Source organism: Glycomyces paridis (assembly GCF_004912155.1).
GTDB lineage: Bacteria > Actinomycetota > Actinomycetes > Mycobacteriales > Micromonosporaceae > Glycomyces > Glycomyces paridis.
This window is the reverse complement of the sequence record NZ_STGX01000006.1, coordinates 36632-56203: the sequence shown is the minus strand read 5'-3', so window position 1 is coordinate 56203 and position 19572 is coordinate 36632. Positions and strand designations below refer to the sequence as shown.

14 protein-coding genes, 1 tRNA gene and 1 pseudogene are annotated in these 19572 nt (G+C 70.5%); 9 read left to right on the top strand and 7 right to left on the bottom strand.

The genetic code is table 11. The features are described from left to right. Window positions 1-11: 11 nt before the first annotated feature. From E9998_RS09520 to E9998_RS09510, 3 genes are all read right to left on the bottom strand, one after another. A complete protein-coding gene (locus tag E9998_RS09520; RefSeq protein ID WP_136529476.1) occupies window positions 12-419 on the bottom strand; it encodes a DUF7144 family membrane protein in 408 nt (135 codons plus the stop codon). A 106-nt stretch (window positions 420-525) separates the two neighbouring features. Further along, window positions 526-2193, bottom strand: a complete 1668-nt coding sequence (locus E9998_RS09515) for a SulP family inorganic anion transporter (protein WP_136529475.1) — start codon at window positions 2191-2193, stop codon at window positions 526-528. A 13-nt stretch (window positions 2194-2206) separates the two neighbouring features. Further along, complete coding sequence (locus E9998_RS09510) at window positions 2207-2887, bottom strand: GAP family protein (protein ID WP_136529474.1); 681 nt, start codon at window positions 2885-2887, stop codon at window positions 2207-2209. A 333-nt stretch (window positions 2888-3220) separates the two neighbouring features. Between E9998_RS09510 and E9998_RS26725 the strand changes: the two genes are divergently transcribed. The 4 genes and pseudogenes from E9998_RS26725 (at window position 3221) to E9998_RS09490 (ending at window position 7715) form a co-directional block, all read left to right on the top strand. After that, window positions 3221-3736: a SulP family inorganic anion transporter gene (locus E9998_RS26725; protein WP_158299756.1), complete on the top strand. Its 516-nt coding sequence runs from the start codon at window positions 3221-3223 to the stop codon at window positions 3734-3736. Then, a pseudogene (locus E9998_RS27045) lies at window positions 3736-4224 on the top strand (SulP family inorganic anion transporter); the annotation flags it as partial. The gene E9998_RS26725 and the pseudogene E9998_RS27045, both read left to right, overlap by 1 nt. Before the next feature lie 696 nt (window positions 4225-4920). Beyond that, window positions 4921-6261 (top strand): DUF1254 domain-containing protein, encoded by a 1341-nt coding sequence (locus E9998_RS09495; RefSeq protein ID WP_136529471.1) that lies wholly within the window; start codon window positions 4921-4923, stop codon window positions 6259-6261. Window positions 6262-6305: 44 nt separating this feature from the next. Then, the gene (locus E9998_RS09490) at window positions 6306-7715 is read left to right on the top strand and encodes a DUF1254 domain-containing protein (RefSeq protein WP_136529470.1); all 1410 of its coding nucleotides are present in this window, start codon (window positions 6306-6308) and stop codon (window positions 7713-7715) included. A 350-nt stretch (window positions 7716-8065) separates the two neighbouring features. Here E9998_RS09490 and E9998_RS09485 read toward each other — a convergent pair. Then, window positions 8066-8137, bottom strand: a tRNA-Val gene (locus tag E9998_RS09485). Window positions 8138-8357: 220 nt separating this feature from the next. On the opposite strand from E9998_RS09485, the gene E9998_RS26720 reads away from it, so the two are divergent. Together E9998_RS26720 and E9998_RS09475 are read left to right on the top strand one after the other, a co-directional pair. Then, entirely contained in the window at window positions 8358-10676 is a 2319-nt protein-coding gene (locus E9998_RS26720) for a rhamnogalacturonan lyase (RefSeq protein WP_158299755.1), read from the top strand. Between the two features lie 205 nt (window positions 10677-10881). Further along, complete coding sequence (locus E9998_RS09475; RefSeq protein ID WP_136529469.1) at window positions 10882-13116, top strand: hypothetical protein; 2235 nt, start codon at window positions 10882-10884, stop codon at window positions 13114-13116. A gap of 63 nt (window positions 13117-13179) precedes the next feature. On the opposite strand, the gene E9998_RS09470 is transcribed toward E9998_RS09475, so the two are convergent. Beyond that, window positions 13180-14217, bottom strand: a complete 1038-nt coding sequence (locus E9998_RS09470) for an ABC transporter substrate-binding protein (RefSeq protein WP_136529468.1) — start codon at window positions 14215-14217, stop codon at window positions 13180-13182. 138 nt (window positions 14218-14355) lie between these two features. Then, complete coding sequence (locus E9998_RS09465; protein ID WP_136529467.1) at window positions 14356-15387, bottom strand: ABC transporter substrate-binding protein; 1032 nt, start codon at window positions 15385-15387, stop codon at window positions 14356-14358. A 146-nt stretch (window positions 15388-15533) separates the two neighbouring features. Between E9998_RS09465 and E9998_RS09460 the strand changes: the two genes are divergently transcribed. The 3 genes from E9998_RS09460 to E9998_RS09450 are packed head-to-tail and all read left to right on the top strand — an operon-like array spanning window position 15534 to window position 18435. Beyond that, the gene (locus tag E9998_RS09460; RefSeq protein ID WP_420842425.1) at window positions 15534-16571 is read left to right on the top strand and encodes a FecCD family ABC transporter permease; all 1038 of its coding nucleotides are present in this window, start codon (window positions 15534-15536) and stop codon (window positions 16569-16571) included. Further along, window positions 16568-17641 carry a FecCD family ABC transporter permease gene (locus tag E9998_RS09455; protein ID WP_204745347.1) on the top strand — a complete coding sequence of 358 codons (1074 nt, stop codon included), beginning with the start codon at window positions 16568-16570 and terminating at the stop codon, window positions 17639-17641. Before E9998_RS09460 ends, E9998_RS09455 begins: the two co-directional genes overlap by 4 nt. Beyond that, window positions 17638-18435, top strand: coding sequence for an ABC transporter ATP-binding protein (locus tag E9998_RS09450; RefSeq protein ID WP_192907069.1), 798 nt, complete (start codon window positions 17638-17640; stop codon window positions 18433-18435). The genes E9998_RS09455 and E9998_RS09450 overlap by 4 nt, the downstream gene beginning before the upstream one ends. On the opposite strand, the gene E9998_RS09445 is transcribed toward E9998_RS09450, so the two are convergent. After that, complete coding sequence (locus tag E9998_RS09445) at window positions 18401-19555, bottom strand: low temperature requirement protein A (protein WP_158299754.1); 1155 nt, start codon at window positions 19553-19555, stop codon at window positions 18401-18403. The two genes, E9998_RS09450 and E9998_RS09445, sit on opposite strands and share 35 nt — an antisense overlap. Window positions 19556-19572 lie beyond the last annotated feature (17 nt).

Genomic DNA, 19572 nt, shown 5'->3' with positions numbered 1-19572 from the left:
GGATCGGCCGGTCAGTAGGTGCGGGTCGGGCCGCGGCCGGGAGCGGTCGCCATCGCCCAGATGCCGAAGGCGGCCAAGGCGCAGATCATGATCGACCAGAACGGGTAGAACGGCAGGAAGAGGAAGTTGTTGAGCATCACCAGGCAGGCGAGGACGATCCCGATGGCGCGGGCCCAGGTGGCCCCGGAGAACAGTGCGAGCCCGGCAGCGAGGGTAAGGGCGCCGAGGACGATGTGCACCCAGCCCCAGGCGTCGACGTCGAGATCGAGCACGTAGCCGGTCACGGTGGTGTAGAAGCCGTCCCCGGCGACGGCGAAGATCCCGGCGATGATCTGCCAGCAGCCGAGCACGACCATGACAGCCGCGGCGAGTATGAGACCGCCGATCGCCCAGGCCGCGCGTTGCCCGTCACTGTCCATATCGGTCCCTCGTTTCAGTCGGTGCGATCACGATATGTCCGATGGGTCACGTTCGCGACGGATTGCCGAAGCGGGTGAAGGGGAGAAGCTCCGAAACCTGCTGCGCTCACGTGGTCGGTCGGGCCGCGCGGGCGGCCTGGACGGCCGCTTCGACCGTGGGGTAGACGCGTTGTAGGTCCGTCTCGGCCCGACGCAGGATGTCGCGGACTTGTCCGATGTCGTGGGCGAGGTAGAAGTCGATGCTGTCGGCGGCCAGGCGCCGGTCGAGTTCGGCCAGCATCTTCGCGCCGGAGAGGTCGACGGCGGGCATCGACTCTCCGTCCAATACCAGGGCCTGCGTCCCTTCGGCTGCGATGATGAGTTCGGATCGGACATGGTCGGTGTTGGCGAAGAACAGGCCGCCGTCGCAGCGGACGACCGCGACGCCCTCGATCTCCATGGCGTCGTCGTGGCGGGCCAGGTCGACCCAGGTCCCGTCCGGCTTGTGGCCCAAGCGGGTCAGGTGCGGACGCGAAGCCCGGTAGATGAGCAGCAGCAGCGACAGTGCCATGCCGATGACCAGGCCCGGCAGGGTGTCGAAGATGAGGACGCCGAGCATCGCGGCGACGGCGGCGGTGAAGTCCGGCCGGGCCGCGAGCGATGCCGGGGTACCGCGCGGAGCGAGCGAGGCTTTCCAGTACCGCTTGAGCAGCCTGAAGTCGACCAGTTCGATGAGGGCCGCGATCACGACGGCCGCCAGCGCGGCCTCGGGGAGCTGCTCGAACAGGGCGGTGAGGAACAGTAGGGTCACGACGGTCAGGGCGGCGACGGTGAGGCCGGAGAGCTGGGTGCGGGCGCCTGCGCCCCCGTTGACGGCGGTCTTGGAGAGGCTGCCGTTGACGACCATGCCGGAGGAGAGGCCGGAGCCGAGGTTGGCGGCGCCGAGGCCGATGAGTTCCCGGTTCGGGTTGATCCGGTAGCCGTTCTTGTCGGCGTAGGCCTTGCCCGCGCCGAGGCCTTCGGCGAAGCCGATGAGCATGACGCCGACGGCCGGTCCGATGAGGTCGATCCAGGTGGCCGTGGGGACGTCGGGCAGCCCGAACGCGGGGAGTCCGGAGTCGATGTGGCCGACGATGTCGACATCGCGATCGGCCAGACCGAGCGCGACGACCGCGCCGATGCCGAGGAATACCGCCACTAGCGATCCGGGCACCAGCGGCAGCCACCGCTTGCAGGCCAGGACCACCGCGAGGCAGACGGCGCCGACGGCGAGCGTCCACGGGTTCGTGTCGCCCAGGTGCGTGACCACGCCCCAGGCCTGTTCGAAGAAGTTCCCCTCGGCCTTGTCAATGCCCAGGAGTTTCGGGAGCTGACCGACGATGATCGTCAGGGCCATGCCGAGGATGAAGCCTTTGAGGACCGGCTCGGAGATGAACCCGGCAAGGAACCCCAAGCGCAGCAGGCCCGCGGCGAGCGCGACGACCCCGGTCACGATCGCGAGCGCGGTCGTCACGGCCGTGTAGTCGTCACCGCCCGCATCGGCGTAGACGGCGACGATGCTCGCCGAGAGCGCTGCGGTGGCGGCCATCGACCCCACCACGAGGTGTCGCGACGATCCGAAGATCGCGTAGAGGATCAGCGCGGGCACCGCCGCGTACAGGCCGACCACGGGCGGCACACCCGCGATGGCGGCGTACGCGAGGGACTCGGGGATGAGGACGGCCCAGACGGTGAGTCCCGCGATGAGATCGGGACGCAGCCACGCGCTCTTGTAGTGGCGCAGGGAGTCCAGCATCGTCTACTCCGTCTCAGATGAGGGCGCGCAGGCCCTTGACCAGGAACACCAGTCCGAACGCGAGGGTCATCCAGAAGGTCAGGGCGTTGTTGTGCAGCAGCAGCCAGTGCCGCATCCGGGGCAGGAGGCCCGCCCCGCGGCCCGACAGGACGGTGATGGCCCACGGCGCGAGCATGGTCAGGGACGCGATGACGGTGAACAGGACCGCGGTCAGGGCGTCTTCATCACCCGGAAGCTGGGCGCGGCCGAGTGCGATGCCCGCGGCGATCAGCATGCTGGCGTTGACGGGATTGGCGACGATGAGGACCGCCGCGAGCCCAGCGGTCTTGGCGGCCGAGAGCCCGTCGAGCGCGTGCATCCAGCGCGGAATCGGCAGGTCGCCTTTCGTGCGGCGCTGGCGGCGCCAGGCGGCGAGGACCAGCAGCGCGAGCGCGAGCATGACTATCCCGAGGGCGAGCATGACGATCGCCTCCCAGGTGGGGGTGCCGGTGGCAGTGTGTGGGGCCGCCTTGTCGATCAGGGCGGCGACGCCGAGGACGACAGTGAAGGAGACGAGCAGCCAGGTCGCCTCGAACACGGTGGCTTTGCGGGTGCCGCCGTCGCTGACCAGCAGCATGATCACGGCGGCGACTGGGAGCGGGGAGATCAGGATGCCGACGGCGAAGGGGAGCATCGCCGCCAATGCGTCGGCCACGGGGACCGCCTCAGTCTTTCGGCGCGGCTGTGCGCCGCCCGCGTCCGAGCCAGGCGCCAGCGCCCACGGCCGCGCCGCTGACGACCGCGCCGGTCACGATCATGAACCACATCCGCCTCCGCTGGCGGTCGCGCCGTTGTCGGCCCATGACATTCTCCGTTGCTGTTGTCGTCAGCTCACTCTAAGTCGCGACGGTCCTGCCGTCAGGCGTTGCGGTGCATCGGACCTCGAGGCGCGTCCAGCACTTCCCGGACAGGGCCGGTGGCGCTGGCTAGGCTCGCCGTACCCGAAGTCACCGTCCGAAGGGGATTCATGGCAAGGTCTCGTGCAGCGATGGTCCGAAGGGACGCTGTGGTGGCTCTGGCGGGCGCGGTCGCGCGGGTTCCCGACGGCATGGCCGCCGCGGTGGTGGTCGGGGTCAGTCCCGTCCACGGGATCTACGCGGCGATGTCCGGAACCATCGTCGGCGGGCTGACCTCGTCGACCGCGCTCATGGTGGTCACCACGACCACTGCGGCGGCCCTGGCCGCCGAGTCGGCGCTTTCCGGGGTCGCCGAAGACGACCTGCTCCCATCGCTGTTCCTGGTCACCGTCCTCGCCGGGCTCATTATGATGGGGGCCGGGCTGCTGCGCCTGGGCCGCTACACCCGGTTCGTTTCGCATTCGGTCATGATCGGATTCCTCACCGGCGTCGCGGTCAACATCGCGCTCGGCCAGCTCGGGAACCTGACCGGCGCCCCGGTCGAAGGCGCGAACGCGGTCGGCAAGGCCTGGTCGGTCCTGACCGACCCCGCAGCGGTCTATTTGCCCTCGCTGCTGACCGGCACGGCGGCGATCGCTTTGGGGTGATGCTCATAGGACGCACTCGCTGGTCGATGCTGGCGGCCCTGGTGGCCGTGGCCGTGCCCACGGCAGTGGCCGCGCTGTTCGGGGCTGATGTCGTGACGGTCGCCGACGCCGGGGCGATCCCGCGCGGGCTGCCGGTACCCGTGCTCCCCGATCTCGGGCTGCTGTCGTTCGACCTGATCGCTGGCGCGGTCTCGGTCGCGGTCATCGTGCTGGTCCAGGGCGCGGGGGTGAGTGAGTCGACGGCGAACCCCGACGGCCGCGCCGTCTCGGCCGACCGGGACTTCACCGCGCAAGGCATCGCCAACCTCGCCGCGGGGTTGCTGCAGGGCCAGCCGGTCGGCGGGTCGCTGGGTCAGACCGCGTTCAACCGGGCCTCGCACGCCCGGACCCGTTGGGCCGCGGTGTTCTCCGGGGTGTGGATCGTGCTGATCTTGGTCGTCTTCGCCGTGCCGATCGGGTACGTGGCGATGCCGGTCCTGGCCGGACTGCTGCTCTACGCTGCCGTCGGATCGATACGGCCCGGCGAGATCGCCACGATCCTGCGCACGGGCAACGCCTCCCGGGCGGCCCTCGTGGTGACGTTCGCCGGAGCACTGCTGCTGCCGCTGACGACCGCTGTCGGCCTCGGCGTCGCCTTGTCGCTCCTGCTGCAGCTCAACCGGGAAGCACTCGATCTGCGGATCGTCCAGCTCAGGCCGCTCGAAGACGGCACCATGCGCGAAGAGCCGGTCCCCAAGGCCCTCACCGGAGACGGCGTCACCGTCCTCGACGTCTACGGCAGCCTGCTGTACGCCGGAGCCCGCACGCTCGCGGCGGGCCTGCCCGACCCGGTCCTCGCTCGCCGTCCGGTCGTGGTGCTGCGCCTGCGCGGTCGCACTTCTCTGGGTGCCACGTTCTACCGGGTCATCGCCGACTACGCCGACCAGCTCTCGGGCCGAGGCGGCAGGCTCTACCTCTCCGGCCTCACGCCCCAGTTGCTCGGCCAGATGCGCGCGGCTGGAACGCTCGGGCTGTCCGGCCCGGTCCACCCGGTCCCGGCCACCGACATCATCGGCGCCTCGACCGCCGAAGCCGTTCACGAAGCCCATGCCTGGCTCGTCAGCCGCGGGGCCGAATCCCCGGATCCGTCCTGAAAGCGCCGAATGATCCCTAGGCTCGACTCACCGACGACGAGGAGCAGCATCATGGTGTCCGAAGAGCAGGTCAAGCTGGCGACCGAGGCGTACGTGTACGGGTTCCCGCTGGTGTTCAACCTCGAACAGGTCGGCCGATACACGACCACCGGCGTCGGCGCGAACCCCGCCGCGCCGTTCAACTCGTTCAGCCACGCCAAGACCCTCGCGACTCCGGCCGACACGTTCGTGACCATCAACAACGACACGGTCTACTCGATGGCGCAACTCGACCTCGGCGTCGGACCGGTGCTCCTGTCAGTCCCCGACACCGCCGGGCGCTACTACGTCCTGCAGTTCGTCGACGCCTGGACGAACAACTTCGCCTATATCGGCCAGCGCGGCACCGGCACTGAGTCCGGACGGTACCTGCTCGTCCCGCCCGGATGGGACGGGGAAGTGCTCGGCGAGGCGACTGTCGTCCACTGCCCCACCCGGACCGTGTCCATCGTCGGCCGGTGGGCCTGCGCCGGAGCCGCGGACCTCCCGGCCGTCCACGCCCTCCAGGCCGCGACCACGCTCGCCCCGCTCGGCCCCGCCGCCGAGGCACAGGGCCTGCCCGCGGCCGGCAGCGGCACCAGCGACGCGCTCGACTTCTTCGACCGGTACCGCGCCTGGTCCCAGGCGTTCCCGCCCGCCGACCGCGACCGGGGCCTGCAAGCCTCGTTCGCGCCGCTCGGATTGACCGGCACCGAAGGCGTCGACAGCCTCGACGGTGATGTGAAGGCGGCTCTGGAAGCGGGCTACCAGGCCGGCAAGTCCCTGCTCGAACGGCTCCAGCACTCCGGGAGCAGCCCCGAGGTCAACGGCTGGAAGATGACCCTCCACGCCTTTGACTACAACCTCGACTTCTTCGAGGTCGGCGCGGTGAACGAGGACCGGTGGAAGATCACCGACCCGAAGGTTCGCATCCCCGAACGGGCCGCGGCGGCGCTCGGCGGCCTGTGGGGCAACCACGGCTACGAAGCGGCTTACATCATGACCTATAAGGACGCTGACGGGAAACCCTTGGACGGCGCCAGCACCTACCGTCTGACGCTCGCCCCGCCCCCGCCGGTCGAGGGGTTCTGGTCGGTCACCATGTACGACGTCCCGAACTTCTACCTGGTCGACAACCCGATCGGCCGCTACTCCATCGGCGACCGCACGCCCGGCATCGTCCACAACGCCGACGGCGGCCTCACCATCACGATTAGCCGCACCGAACCCGCCGACCCCGTCGAGCGGGCGAACTGGCTGCCCGCGCCCGACGGCGAGTTCCGCCCGGTCATGCGCATGTACATCCCCGACGAGACGGTCCTCGACGGCACCTACACCGTCCAGGCCTTCCAACGCGACGACCAGTCGTCCTAGCCGAGAAGCCGAGGGGCGCGAGCCCGACCAGGAGGATCACCGCGATGACCGTGCCATCAGAGCTGCCGGGCCGTCTGGCCGCCGTCACCATGGACGGCGACCTGCCGCGCCGGGAGGACGTGCCGACGATCTTCGACGAACTCGACTACCAGATGGCCGTTCAGGCCTACCTGTGGTCGCTCCCGCTGGTCTCGTACGCGCAGTGGCGAGCGGTGCACCGGGACCTGTTCGGCGCCACCGACTTCGACCTCGTCCGGTACCTGACCTTCAGGGACCGGCTGGGCCTGATCACCGCCAACGCCACCACGCCCTACATCCTCAACTTCATCGACCTCAGCGCCACCGGCCCGCTCGTCATCGAACTGCCGCCCGGCCCGACCGCCGGCGGCGTCTCCGACTTCTGGCAGCGCGAGGTCGGCGTCATGGGCGAGATGGGCCCCGACCAGGGGCAGGGCGGCAAGTATCTCGTCATCGCCCCCGGCGTCCGCCCACCGGAGGACCACGGAGAGTACCGACTGCTCCAATCCTCGGGCGTGAACATCATGTTCGGTTTCCGCACCCTCGACCCCGACCCGGCCCGAGCCGAAGCACTCGTCGACGCCGTCCGCATCTACCCCTACGGCAAGAGCGAAGCCACCGCAACGCGCATCATCTCCCCGGAGGGACGGGCATGGTCGGGCGACCAGCCACAGGGCCTTGACTATTGGCAGCGCCTCCACGAGGTGTACCAGTCCGAGATCATCGACGAACGCGACCGGTTCCACATGGCGATGCTCCGCCAGCTCGGCATCGAACAGGGCCGCCCGTTCGCGCCCGACGAGCGACAACGCACCCTCCTCACCCAAGCCGCCGCGGCGGGCGAGCTGATGGCGCAGGCGAACACGTTTGCCAAACGCTTCGAAGGCAGCCGCTACTGGCCCGACCGGGCCTGGGATCTGGCGATCGTGCTCGACCACTCCGACCAGCGCGGCAACGGCTACGACCAGCTCCTGGAACGCGCTTCTTGGTTCTACGAGGCGGTCAGCTTCTCCGAGGCGATGAAAAGCCAGACCCCGGGCAAGGGCCAGGCCTACCTCGGCGCCTACACCGACGGCGAGGGCAACTGGCTCGACGGCTCGAAGACCTATGCACTGCACGTCCCTGCCGACCCGCCCGCGAAGCTGTTCTGGTCGGTCACGGCCTACGACATCACCACCCGCTGCCTCATTGACAACGAGGAGCAACGCTCGGATCGCGTCTCCACCGACGCCGACCTCAAACGCAACGACGACGGCTCGATCGACCTCCAGTTCGGCCCCGATCGGCCGGTCGACGGCTCACCCAACTGGATCCAGACGATCCCCGGCCGACACTGGTTCGCCTACTTCCGCTTCTACGGCCCCCTCGAGGGCTACTTCGACCGAACCTGGAAACTCGGCGACATCACCCGCACCGAACCGCCAACCCGCACATGACCAACAGCGCCGGATACCACGGTCGCATCGGGCTCATCGACTCTCTGGCAGTTAGGGGAGCATTCGAGCAACGGTGTAACTGGTACGGGAAGAACCTACGGCGACCACCGTGGACAGCGGTGCGAGCAGACTCAGCAGGTCAAGAAGGACACCAGTGTGGACCGGGCTTCGAAGCGACCTGGACCTCGACGCAAGCCGCGGCCGTCTGCGGTCGTCTCGGCGGTCGTGGACGACGAGCTGAACGCCGCGCTGCGCGAGCGCTTGGTGGGCATAGTGTCATGAGACAGCACGAACTGAGATTCGTTGCGACGCAACGAATGTGAATGATATTCAAGAATATCAATTCGTTGTGGTCGATACTGGGATCGAACCAGTGACCCCTCGCGTGTGAAGCGAGTGCTCTCCCGCTGAGCTAATCGACCGGGACAAGGGGTAACTGTACCGGATTGGGGGCGGGGCGGGCGCGGTGGGGGGTTCGGGGTACCGGCGGTCACAGGGCGGGAGGGCGGGGGATCTTGACAGGGGTGGGGGTGTGTCGATAGTCTTCGATGCGTTAAATCGTTTCAATCGAGGTTCGGGGCGCGTCCTCCCCTTTACTCGACGCGTCTTCTCGGGTCTCGCGGCATACGAGGAGCCCCTTCGATGAGTCCCCCCATCATGTTTCGCAGAATCGTCGCGGTGTCGCTGGTCGGTGCGCTGGCCGGGGCCGGGGTCACCGCCTCGGCGCAGGGTCACGGCGGCAACGGCGGCCGTCATGACGGCATCCAGCTAGAGGCGCTCGACCGAGGTCTGGTCGCGGCCGTGACCGGCGACGGCGTGTTCCTGAGCTGGCGGCTGCTGGCCGACGAGGTGACCGGTTATAACGATTCAGGTCTGACCGGCGCGACGTTCAAGGTCTACCGCGACGGGAAGAAGATCGCCACCGTCACCGACTCCACCAACTACCTCGACGCCGCGGGCGACGACGGGAGCGAGTACAAGGTCGTCGCCGTCAAGCGCGGCCGCGACGACGTGTCCGACACCGTCACCCCCTGGTCCGAGGGCTACCTCGACATCCCGCTCCAGAAGCCCGCCGACGGGGTCACCCCGGCGGGCGAGGCGTACACCTACGCCGCCAACGACATCAGCCCCGGCGACCTCGACGGCGACGGCGACTACGAGTACATCGTCAAGTGGGACCCCTCGAACTCCAAGGACGTCTCCCAGGTCGGCTACACCGGCAACGTGTACCTCGACGCCTACACCCAGGAGGGCGACCTGCTGTGGCGGATCGACCTGGGCGTCAACATCAGGGCCGGCGCGCACTACACCCAGTTCGACGTCTACGACTTCGACGGGGACGGCAAGGCCGAGGTCATGCTCAAGACCGCCCCCGGCACCAAGACCACGAGTTACGGCCGCGGCGGCAAGAGCCGCTACATCACGCTGCCGCGCGAGGACAAGGCCGCGGGCGTCACGCACGAGGACGACTACCGCCTCTCCGCCGAGGGCTACTACGACCACCTTGTCGAGATGTTCAAGGGCTGGGACCAGCACCCCGAGGTGCTCAACGGCGACTGGCCCGCGACCATCGAGGCCGCGCTCGGCGCCGACGAGCAGTTCGACCTCGCCTACCCGCTCTCGCAAGAGGACGCGGAGGCGCTCGCCGACTACTTCATCGACGTCTACGCCCCGTCGCGCTCGGCGCGCAACCAGCTGCGGGTCTTCGAGGGCTTCATCCTCGACGGCCCCGAGTACCTGACGGTGTTCGACGGCCGCAGCGGGCGCGAACTGGACACCGTGGACTTCCCGGTGGACCGCGGCGACGACGGCCTCCTGTGGGGCGACTACGCGATGTCGCGCATCGAGCCGGGCAACCGCGTCGACCGCTTCCTGTCGGGCGTCGCCTATCTCGACGGCGAGCACCCGAGCGCGATCTTCGCGCGCGGCTACTACACCCGCACCACGATCACCGCGATCGACTGGGACGGGCGGAACCTGAGGCAGCGTTGGCAGGCCGACTCCGGGCACGCCCCGATGTCGAACCCGTTCAACGACGGCCCGCACGGCGTCGAAGGGCCGGACCCCGAATGGGGGACGCTGACGACGCAGGGCGACCACTCGCTCCAGGTGGCCGACGTGGACGGCGACGGGAAGCAGGAGATCGTCTACGGGGCCGCGACCCTCGACGACGACGGCTCGCTGCTGTACTCGTCCTACGCGACCATGCCCGAGGGCTCGGGCAACCCCGGCGCCTGGGCCAAGCTCGGCCACGGCGACGCGCTCCACGTGGGCGACTTCGACCCCGACCGCGAGGGCCTGGAGGTCTTCTCGGTCTTCGAGGGCGGCGCGTGGGCCCCGTACGGGTACGCCATGCGGGACGCCGAGACCGGCGAGGTCCTGTGGGGCGGCTACTCCGGCCGCGACACCGGCCGCGGCATGGTCGGGGACATCGACCCGTCCGTTCCGGGCCTGGAGGCCTGGGCCTCCCTGCCCCCCAACGAGGCCGGCGAGCCCGAGGGACTGTTCACCGCGACGGGCGAGCCCATCGCGGGGACGACCCCGGGCACGAACATGAGCATCCGGTGGTCGGCCGACATGACGACGCAGCACGTCCACGGCGCCGCCACGACGGTGCTGGAGACCCCGACCATCCGCGACTACGCGTCCGGCGTGGTGCTGGAGGCGACCGGGACCCTGACCAACAACTGGACCAAGGGGAACCCGGGCCTGGTGGCCGACGTCCTCGGCGACTGGCGCGAGGAGCTGCTGGTGCGCACCGAGGACTCCAGCGCGATCCGCGTCTACGTCTCCACCGAGGTCACCGACCACAAGCTCTACACGCTCATGCACGACCCGCAGTACCGCGTGGGTGTCGCCAACCAGCAGACGACCTACAACCAGCCGCAGTACACGAGCTTCTACTTGGCGTCCGACATGGACTTCGGTGAAGTGACGGTGCCGGACTACCACACTCCGTAGCACTCGACCGACGCGAAGGCGGGGCGGCTCCCAGCGCCCCGCCTTCGTCATGTCCGCGTTCGGCACCGAGTAGACATGGGATGATACGAGGAATTCACTCGCGGGTCTTGCTTTCGACCGTGCCGTGCGGTTGAGTGGGAAACGCCCCATCACGCCTCCGGCGCGTCCCGCCGGGGGCTTCCCCGAGACCCATTGGAGCTTCTCCGTGCAGTTCCCAAGAGCGCGCCTCGCCGCGGCCGCCGCGAGCGCGCTGATCGTCGGCGCCTCCGGCTTCGCCTTCGCGTCCCAGGCTCAGGCCGACATCGACGTCATCGCCATCGGCGAGGTCCAGGGGTCGATCGCCGAGGGCGACGCCGACTTCACCTCGCCGCGCGCGGGCGAGACGGTGTACGTGCAGGGCGTGGTCACCCAGGAGACCCTCGACCCGGCGGGCAACAAGGGCTTCTTCCTCCAGGAGCGCGCCGACGCGACCGACGGCGACCCGCTCTCCTCGGACGGGATCTTCGTCTTCAACAACAAGTACGCGACGGTCCGCACTCTGAACGGCTCGCCCGCGCAGGCCGAGCTGGGCGCCAACTGGACCGTGAAGGTGGGCGACGAGATCGTCGTGCGCGCCGTCGTCGGCACCTACTACGGCAACATCCAGTTCTCGGGCGGCTCGACCTACGTCTACGACGTGGTCGAGACCGGCCTCGACCCGCTCGCGGTCGTGGCGGCCCCCGAGATCGACCCGCCGGACGAGGCGCGGGCCTCCACCGAGTACTTCCGCCGCCACCTCGGCATGCAGATGACCGTCCCGGCCGACTCGGTGGTCACCGCCGGGCGCGACGTGTTCGCCTCCACCGGCGGCGAGGTCTGGGCGATGCGCGGCGACTCAGCGGCCGCGGCGCAGGAGGGCTACGCGGCCCGCGCCTACCGCGACGCGCACCCGCTCGACACCGCCGAGGGCGCCTTCGACGACGGCAACGGCTACCTGTTCGTCATGGGGGACTTGGGCATCCGCGCGACCGAGGGGAACCTCGACGCGATCATCGCCCCCGCCAAGACCTACGACGTGGTCACCGAGGCGAACGCGGGCGGCGTCTACCTCTCGTACTCCAAGTACACGGTGGAGGTCGCCGAGGACCTGGCGCTCGAAGGCGGGTTCGACCCGGCCGGGAACGAGCCGGTGGAGCCGGCGGGCCGCAACGAGGCCGCGATCGGCTCGTACAACATCGAGAACCTGTACGACCTGCGCGACAACCCGAACTCCGAGTGCGACTTCGAGGGCGACGCGGGCTGCGTCGACCCCGAGGACCCGGAGGGCAACGTCGACGCGCCCTTCGACTACGTCCCGGCGACGTACGAGGAGTACCAGGCGCGCATGGAGCGCGAGGCCGCGCAGATCGTGGACGACCTGCACAGTCCGGCGATCCTCATGACGCAGGAGGGCGAGGCCCAGGACGTGTGCTCGGTCAATCCCGAGTGGACGAAGCGCTCCGACCTCGGCGAGGACCGCCTGGTCTGCGACCTGGTGAACACCGGCGACGCCAACGAGTTCAGCGACGGCGCGCCCGACTCGCTCCAGGAGCTGGCGCTGCTCATCGCCGAGTACGGCGGGCCGACCTACCAGGCCGTCGGCGACCTCGACTCGGCCGACACGCGCGGCATCATGACCGGCTTCCTCTACCAGCCGAAGCTCGCGGGCCTGTCGAAGGCACGGCACTGGGACCCGGTCCTGGGCGACGAGCCCGAGGTGGACTACCCGACCGAGCCCGACGCGATCAACGCCGACGTGCAGAACCCCAAGGCGCTCAACGCGGCCCTGCCCGACGCGGTGATCGACCAGTGCACCGGCTCGGGCGTGTACGCCTGCAACGGGTTCGACGTCTTCAGCCGTCCCTCGCAGGTCGCCAAGTTCTACCTCAAGGACAAGCACGGCAGGCCCGCCTCGGAGATCTACCTCATCAACAACCACTTCTCGTCGGGCCCGAACACGCGGGTGCTGCACCGCACCGAGCAGGCGAACTACCTGGCCGCGATCAGCGCCGCGATCCTCGAGGACGACCGCAAGGCGAACGTCCTGGCGGGCGGCGACCTCAACGTCTTCCCGCGCCCCGACGACCCGTTCGCCGAGGGCCAGACCATCGCGGGCGACTGGACCGGCCCGTCCGACCAGCTCGCCGGGCTCTACGAGGACTCGGGCCTGTCGAGCCTGTACGACGTGATGGTCGAGGACCACCCCGAGGCCGCCTACTCCTACACCTACCTGGGGCAGGCGCAGACGCTCGACCAGATGTGGGCCTCGCCGCGGCTGCTCAAGCGCGTCGAGTCCGCGGTATCGGCGCACATCAACGCCGACTACCCCGCCGACGCGTACGCGTTCGGCGAGGAGCCCGCGTACGGCGCCTACGGCGTCTCCGACCACGACCCCGAAGTGGTGACGGTCAGACTGCGTTAGCGCGCAACGGAAAAGGAGGGGGCGGGCCCGCGGGCCCGCCCCCTCCCGTCGCGTTTCGGTGCGTCAGAACAGCTTCTCGGCGTTGGTGATCGCCGCGGCGAGCGCCTCGATGGAGGCGGCGGCCAGGCCCCAGGAGTACATGGGCTCGGCCTCCCAGCCGACGATCTGGCCCGCCTGGACGGCCGGGAGGGCGTTCCAGGTCGGGAACTCGGCGAGCGCCTCAGGCTGGAGGGCCTGGACGCGGGAGTCGAGGAGCAGCAGGTCGGCGTCGTACTTGTCGGCGTTCTCCCACGAGAGCAGCTCGTAGTAGTCGCCGGTGGCCGCGTCGAGCGCGTCGGGGACGATGATGTCGACGCCGAGCTCCACGAAGAAGCGCATGTCGTTGCCGGTGGCGGGGTTCGAGGCGTAGAAGATCTCGGCGGCCGCGGAGCAGGCGAGGACGCGGACGGGGTTGGCGGCGGCGGCCTCCTGGAGGGCGGCCACGGCCGCGTCGTAGCGCTCCTTGTTGGCGACGTTGGCGTCCGATTCGAGGTCGGCGCCGAGGCTGACGGCCAGCTCGGAGTGGCGGGTGACGATCTGGTCGAGCGTGTTCGCGCCGTCGTCGACGTTGAGGGCCGCGACCTCGACGATGCCGGTGATCTGGTCCTTGCTCTCCTCGGGGACGTACCACAGGGTCGCGGGGTCGCCGTAGAAGTGGGTGAGGAGGGCCTCGGGGCCCCAGGCGGCGTAGGCCTCGACGTCGAACTCGCCGTAGACGTTGCCGAAGACCTCGAGGTCGGCGACGGGGAGGTTCCCGGCCTGGCTGGTGGCGGTGCCGTCCTCGTTGGTGGTGGGACCGAAGACGGCCGGGACCTCGATGCCGAAGTCGTACAGGGCGGCGGCCATGCCGGTGAAGGCCACGATCTTGGTGGGGGTGTGGTCCATGTCGATGTCGACGGGCTGGTCGTCCTGGAACTTCCACGCGTCGGTCTCGCCGGTGCCGGTCTCGCTGCCCTCCTCGGCGGCGCCGCAGGCGGCGAGGGTGCCGGTGAGTCCGAGGGCGCTGCCGCCCGCGAGCAGGGCGCGGCGGCCGAGCGTGGCCTTGTCGGCGTCGATTGCCATGTGGTGCTTCTCCTTGTTCGAAGGGCGGGGGGCCGGACTGGGGTCGGCATAGCCCGACCTAACCGAGGTTAGGCTAGCCTAATCAGATCCCGGCCCCCTGACCTGGGGTCCTCACGTGGCGTCAGCCACTGCGGCCGTTCAGCCGCCGAGCGGCTTCGCGGCGGCGAGGCCCTCGGCGATGCGCTCCAGCTCGATCGCCCCGCCGACGTGCGAGTACACCGGCTCGGCGTTCCAGCCGTACACGTGCCCGGCCGCCACCGCCGGGAGCGCCGCCCAGGTCGGGTAGTCGGCGAGCAGGACGTCCGCCGGGATGCCGTTGGTGCGGATGTCCAGGAAGATCGCGTCGGCCTCGTACTTGTCGGCGTTCTCCCAGGACAGGAGCTCCCAGTAGCCGTTCTGGTCGGGGTTGTCGGGCACCACGAGGTCGACGCCGAGTTCGACGCACTTCGCGAGCACGTTGAACGTGGGCGGGTTCGCGATGTAGAGCCCGTCGGGCCACGCGCCCACCGCCAGGACCTTCATCGGGTTCTCGCCGAAGGCCGCCGCCACCGATCCAGCGGCGGCGCCGAAGCGCTCCACCGCGGCAGAGTTCGCCTCCGACTCCAGGTCGGCGCCGAGCGCCTTGGCAAGGGACGCATGGCGGTCGATGATCTGGTCCAGCTTCGGCTTCGAGACCTCGATGCCGATGCCCGGCGCCAGCGCCTCGACCTCTTCGAGCCGGTCCTCGGGCACGAACCACAGGTCGAAGCCCTCGTAGTAGTGCGACACGATGAGCTGGGGCCCGAGCTCGGCGAACTGCTCCACGTCGAACTCGCCCCAGGCGTTGCCCAGGACCGTCAGCTCCTCGACCGGGAGGCGCCCCGCCTGGAGGTCGGGGGCGCCGTCGGCGAGCGTGGTCGGCCCGAAGACCGCCGCGACCTCCACGCCGTAGTCGTACAGGGCGGCGGCGAGACCGGTGAACGCGACGACCTTCGTGGGGACCGACTCCAGTTCGACCTCCTGCCCGTCGCGCTCGTCGAGGAACGCGAACGGCCCGGAGGCGCCGCCGGCGCCTTCCGGCTCCTCCTCGTCGGCGCCGCCGCAGGCGGCGAGGACCGAGGCGGCGCCGAGGCCGCCCGCGGCCGCGAGGAGGCCTCGGCGGGAGAGGGCGGGGTATGCGCGCAGTGGCACGGTGAACTCCTTCAGGGGGGCGCGGCACTGGCCGCGCGGAACAGGTTAGGTTAGCCTAAACAAAAACGCAGTCACTATCCCTCCGGAGTCCGCACTTGTCAACCGTCCACCGCGCCCGAGCACAGACCCCGCCGAACCCGGCGGACCTGGACTCCGCAAGTGACGCAAGCGAACCGGAACGAACCCGACCGCGCCCCCGGCACGGCCGCCTCACCTTGGGACTGCTCGCCCTCGTCGGCCTCCTCGCCGCTCTCGCGGTCCTCAGCGTCGCCGTCGGCGCCCGCCCCATGGACCTCGGCGAAGTCTGGTCCGGCCTCACCGACCGCGCCTCCGACGCCTACCCCGTCGTCACCGAGCTGCGCCTGCCCCGCACCGCCCTCGGCCTCGCCTCCGGCGCCGCCCTCGGCCTCGCCGGGGCCCTCATGCAGGCCATGACCCGCAACCCCCTCGCCGACCCCGGCCTCCTCGGCGTCAACACCGGCGCCGCCGCCGCGGTCGTCACCGCCTCCTTCTTCCTCGGCTCCTTCGGGTTCACCCAGACCATCGCCTTCGCGTTCCTCGGCGCCGCGGTCGCCTCCGTCGCCGTCTACCTCATCGCCGGGGCCGCCTCGGCGACCCCCGCGCGGCTCGCGCTCGCGGGCGCCGCCGTCACCGCCGCCGGATACGCGTACGTCTCCGCGATCCAGCTCATGGACGCCGCCACCCTCGACCAGATGCGGTTCTGGTCCGTCGGCTCCCTCGTCAACGCCCACCAGACCCCGATCCTCCCGGTGGCGCTCCTCATCGCCGTGGCCGCCGCCGGCGGCATCCTCCTCGCCCGGCCGCTCAACGCGCTCGCGCTCGGCGACGCCACCGCGACCGGCCTCGGCGTCGACCCGCGCGTCCTGCGCGTCGCCGGGATCGCCGCGATCACCGTGCTCGCCGGGACCGCGACTGCCGTGTGCGGCCCGATCGTCTTCGTCGGCCTCGTCGTGCCGCACGCGGTGCGCGCCTTCACCGGCCCCGACCAGCACTGGGTCCTGCCGTACTCGATGCTCACCGGCGCCGCGTTCCTCCTCGCCGCCGACGTTCTCGGCCGCGTGGTCGGGCGCCCCGGCGAAGTCCAGGTCGGCATTGTCTGCGCCGTCGCGGGCGGACCGTTCTTCCTCCACCTCGTCAGCCGCAGGAAGGTGGCCCGCCTGTGAGCGCCGTGACCGCCCCGTTCCGCACGCCCGGCGGCGCCGGGCGCTCCACCGTCCTGCGCCTCGGCGGCTACTCCCTGCGCCTGCGCCACCGCACCCTCGCCGCCGTCCTCGGCTCGCTCGCGGTCCTCGTCGCCGTCGCCCTCTGGTCCGCCGCGACCGGTTCGACCCCCATCGGGATCGAACGCGTCTGGAACGCCGTCATCGGCGAGGGCACCAAGGGTGACGAGTTCATCGTCTGGACCCTGCGCCTGCCGCGAATCGCCACCGGCCTCGCCGTGGGCGCCTGCATGGGCCTGGCCGGGGCGCTCTTCCAGAACCTCACCCGCAACGCCCTCGGCAGCCCCGACATCCTCGGCCTCACCCAGGGCGCGACCTCCGGCGCGCTCGTCGCCATCATCGTCACCGGCGCGTCCCTCCAGGTCACCACCGTCTTCGCCGCCCTCGGCGCCCTCGGCACTGGCCTGTTCATCTGGGCTCTCACCCGCGGCGGGGACCCCTCCGGCTACCGGCTCGTGCTCGTCGGCATCGGCACCGCCGCGATCCTCGCGGGCGTCAACGGCTACCTGCTCACCCGCACCACCATCATCGACGCGTTCCGGGCCGTCTACTGGCTCACCGGCGACCTCTCCGGCCGCGACTGGTCCCAGGCCAGGGCCGTCGGCCTCGTCCTGCTCGCCGGAGCGGTCGCCGTCGTCGCCCTCTCCCGCGGCCTCGACGCGCTGCGCCTCGGCGAGGCCTCCGCGACCGGCCTCGGCGTCCCCGTCGGCGCCGTCCGCGTCGCCGCCCTCGTGACCGCCTCGGTCCTCACCGCAGGGGCCGTCGCCGTCGCCGGGCCGCTCGCGTTCGTCGCCCTCGCCGCCCCCCACATCGCCGCCCGCCTCACCGGATCGAGCCGCAGCTTCCTGTGCGCGGCGATCTGCGGCGCGCTCATCGTCACCGCCGCCGACGCGGTCGCCGTCGCCGGGATCGGCGACCGCCAGCTCCCGACCGGCGTCGTCACCGGCGTCGTCGGCGGCGCCTACCTCATCTGGCTGCTCATCGCACACCGCAAGAAGGGGGCCATGTCGTGACCGACAGCCCGCTGGCCGTCCGCGACGCCACGATCGGCTACGGCCGCATCGCCATCAGCGAGGACCTCACCGTCGACATCCCCGAGGGCGAGTTCACCGTCATCCTCGGGCCCAACGCCTGCGGCAAGTCGACCCTCCTGAAGGCCCTGGCGCGCATGTTGAAGCCCTCGGCCGGACAGGTCCTGCTCGACGGCCGCGACATCCACTCCCAGCCCACCCGCGCCGTCGCCCGCCGCCTCGGACTCCTCCCGCAGTCGCCGGTCGCCCCCGACGGCATCACCGTCGCCGACCTCGTCGCCCGCGGCCGCTACCCCCACCAGGGCCTCCTGCGCCAGTGGTCGCGGGAGGACGAACGCGTCGTCGCCGAGGCCATGGCCGCCACCGACATCGAAGACCTCGGCTCGCGCGGCGTCGACGAGCTCTCCGGCGGCCAGCGCCAGCGCGTGTGGATCGCGATGGTCCTCGCCCAGCAGACCCCGCTGCTCCTGCTCGACGAGCCCACCACGTTCCTCGACATCACGCACCAGATCGAAGTCCTCGACCTGTGCGCGAAACTCCACCGCGAGGGCCGCACCCTCGTGGCGGTCCTCCACGACCTCAACCAGGCCGCCCGCTACGCCACGCACCTCATCGCCATGCGGGAAGGCGCGATCGTCGCCGAGGGCGCCCCGGCCGAGATCGTCACCGCCGACATGGTCGAAGAGGTCTTCGACCTGCGCTGCCGCATCATCGACGACCCCGAGACCGGCACGCCCTTGGTCATTCCGAAGGCTGGGGCGCCGGTGCCGGCCTGAGGCCGCGCCGCTCCAGCGCCAGGCCCGCGCCGAGCACCACCACGATCGCCCCCAGCTGGAGCGCGGTGTTCACGAGGCCGAGCGGGGCCACCGCCAGGACGGCGGCCGCGAGGGCGACCCGCCGCCACGGCCCGCGCAGCGGCATCGCCAGGCGCAGACCGGCGGTGCCGAGCAGGAACACAGCCGTGCCGCCCGACAGCAGCAGCGAGGACGCGAAGTCCAGCGGCGCGGTCGCGTGCCCGATCGCGTGCTCGATCCCGGCCGCGAGCACGAGGATGCCCATGAGCACCGGGACGAACGCGTACGACAGGCCCGCCAGCACCTTCCTGACCCGCCGCACCGGGTCCTTCGTGGACGCGAGCACGTGCTCGGTCGCGGGCAGGTCGTGCACGAACAGCGACCACCACAGGCACGCGCACACCGCGAGCCCGAGGATCGCGGCCACGAGCAGGTCCGCGTCGATCGGCAGCGCCCGCGCGCCGATCCCGATGGCCACGACCGACTCGCCGAGGACCACGAGCACGACCAGGCCGTGCCGCTCGGTGATGTGGGCGGGGTGCAGGTGCAGGCCGCGCTGGCCGTGCCAGATCGGCACGGACCACACGATCGCGGCGGCCAGGCCCCACAGGAGGTACCGCCAGAGGCCGTCGCTCACCAGTTCGGCGCCGAAGACCGCCGCGGCGGCGGCGAGGTTGGCGGCGAACACGGGCCCGAAGGCGCGCGTGGCCTGGAGGTACATGAGGCCGTGGACGAGCACGACGACGAGGAAGCCGACGGCGAGCCACACGTTACCGCCGTGGAAGGCGGCGGGGACGGTGAGTCCGATGAGGAGCCATCCGGCCATCGCGCACAGCAGGAGCACCCGCCGAGCGGGCCGGTGGGGCGGGATGACGTTGGTCAGCCACGAGTACCCGGCGAACATCCACCACAGGACCCCGAACATGAGGGCGGCCTGGAGCAGCCCCATGAGCGGGTCGTGGGCGATGATCGCGGTGAACTGCGCGATGACGAAGACGAAGATGAGGTCGAAGAACAGCTCCAGGGTCGAGACCGGGAGCTCGTCCTCGTCGGGGACGGGGTCGACGCGTTCGACGAACCATGCGGGGAGGAGTCGTGCCACGAGCGCCCACGCTAGCA

Bases quoted from the DNA above. Each gene is read 5' to 3' on its own strand.
- E9998_RS09515 (WP_136529475.1), bottom strand. From the start codon at position 2,193: ATGCTGGACTCCCTGCGCCACTACAAGAGCGCGTGGCTGCGTCCCGAT.
- E9998_RS09495 (WP_136529471.1), top strand. From the start codon at position 4,921: ATGGTGTCCGAAGAGCAGGTCAAGCTGGCGACCGAGGCGTACGTGTAC.
- E9998_RS09470 (WP_136529468.1), bottom strand. From the start codon at position 14,217: ATGGCAATCGACGCCGACAAGGCCACGCTCGGCCGCCGCGCCCTGCTC.
- E9998_RS09520 (WP_136529476.1), bottom strand. From the start codon at position 419: ATGGACAGTGACGGGCAACGCGCGGCCTGGGCGATCGGCGGTCTCATA.
- E9998_RS26720 (WP_158299755.1), top strand. From the start codon at position 8,358: ATGAGTCCCCCCATCATGTTTCGCAGAATCGTCGCGGTGTCGCTGGTC.
- E9998_RS09490 (WP_136529470.1), top strand. From the start codon at position 6,306: ATGACCGTGCCATCAGAGCTGCCGGGCCGTCTGGCCGCCGTCACCATG.
- E9998_RS26725 (WP_158299756.1), top strand. From the start codon at position 3,221: ATGGTCCGAAGGGACGCTGTGGTGGCTCTGGCGGGCGCGGTCGCGCGG.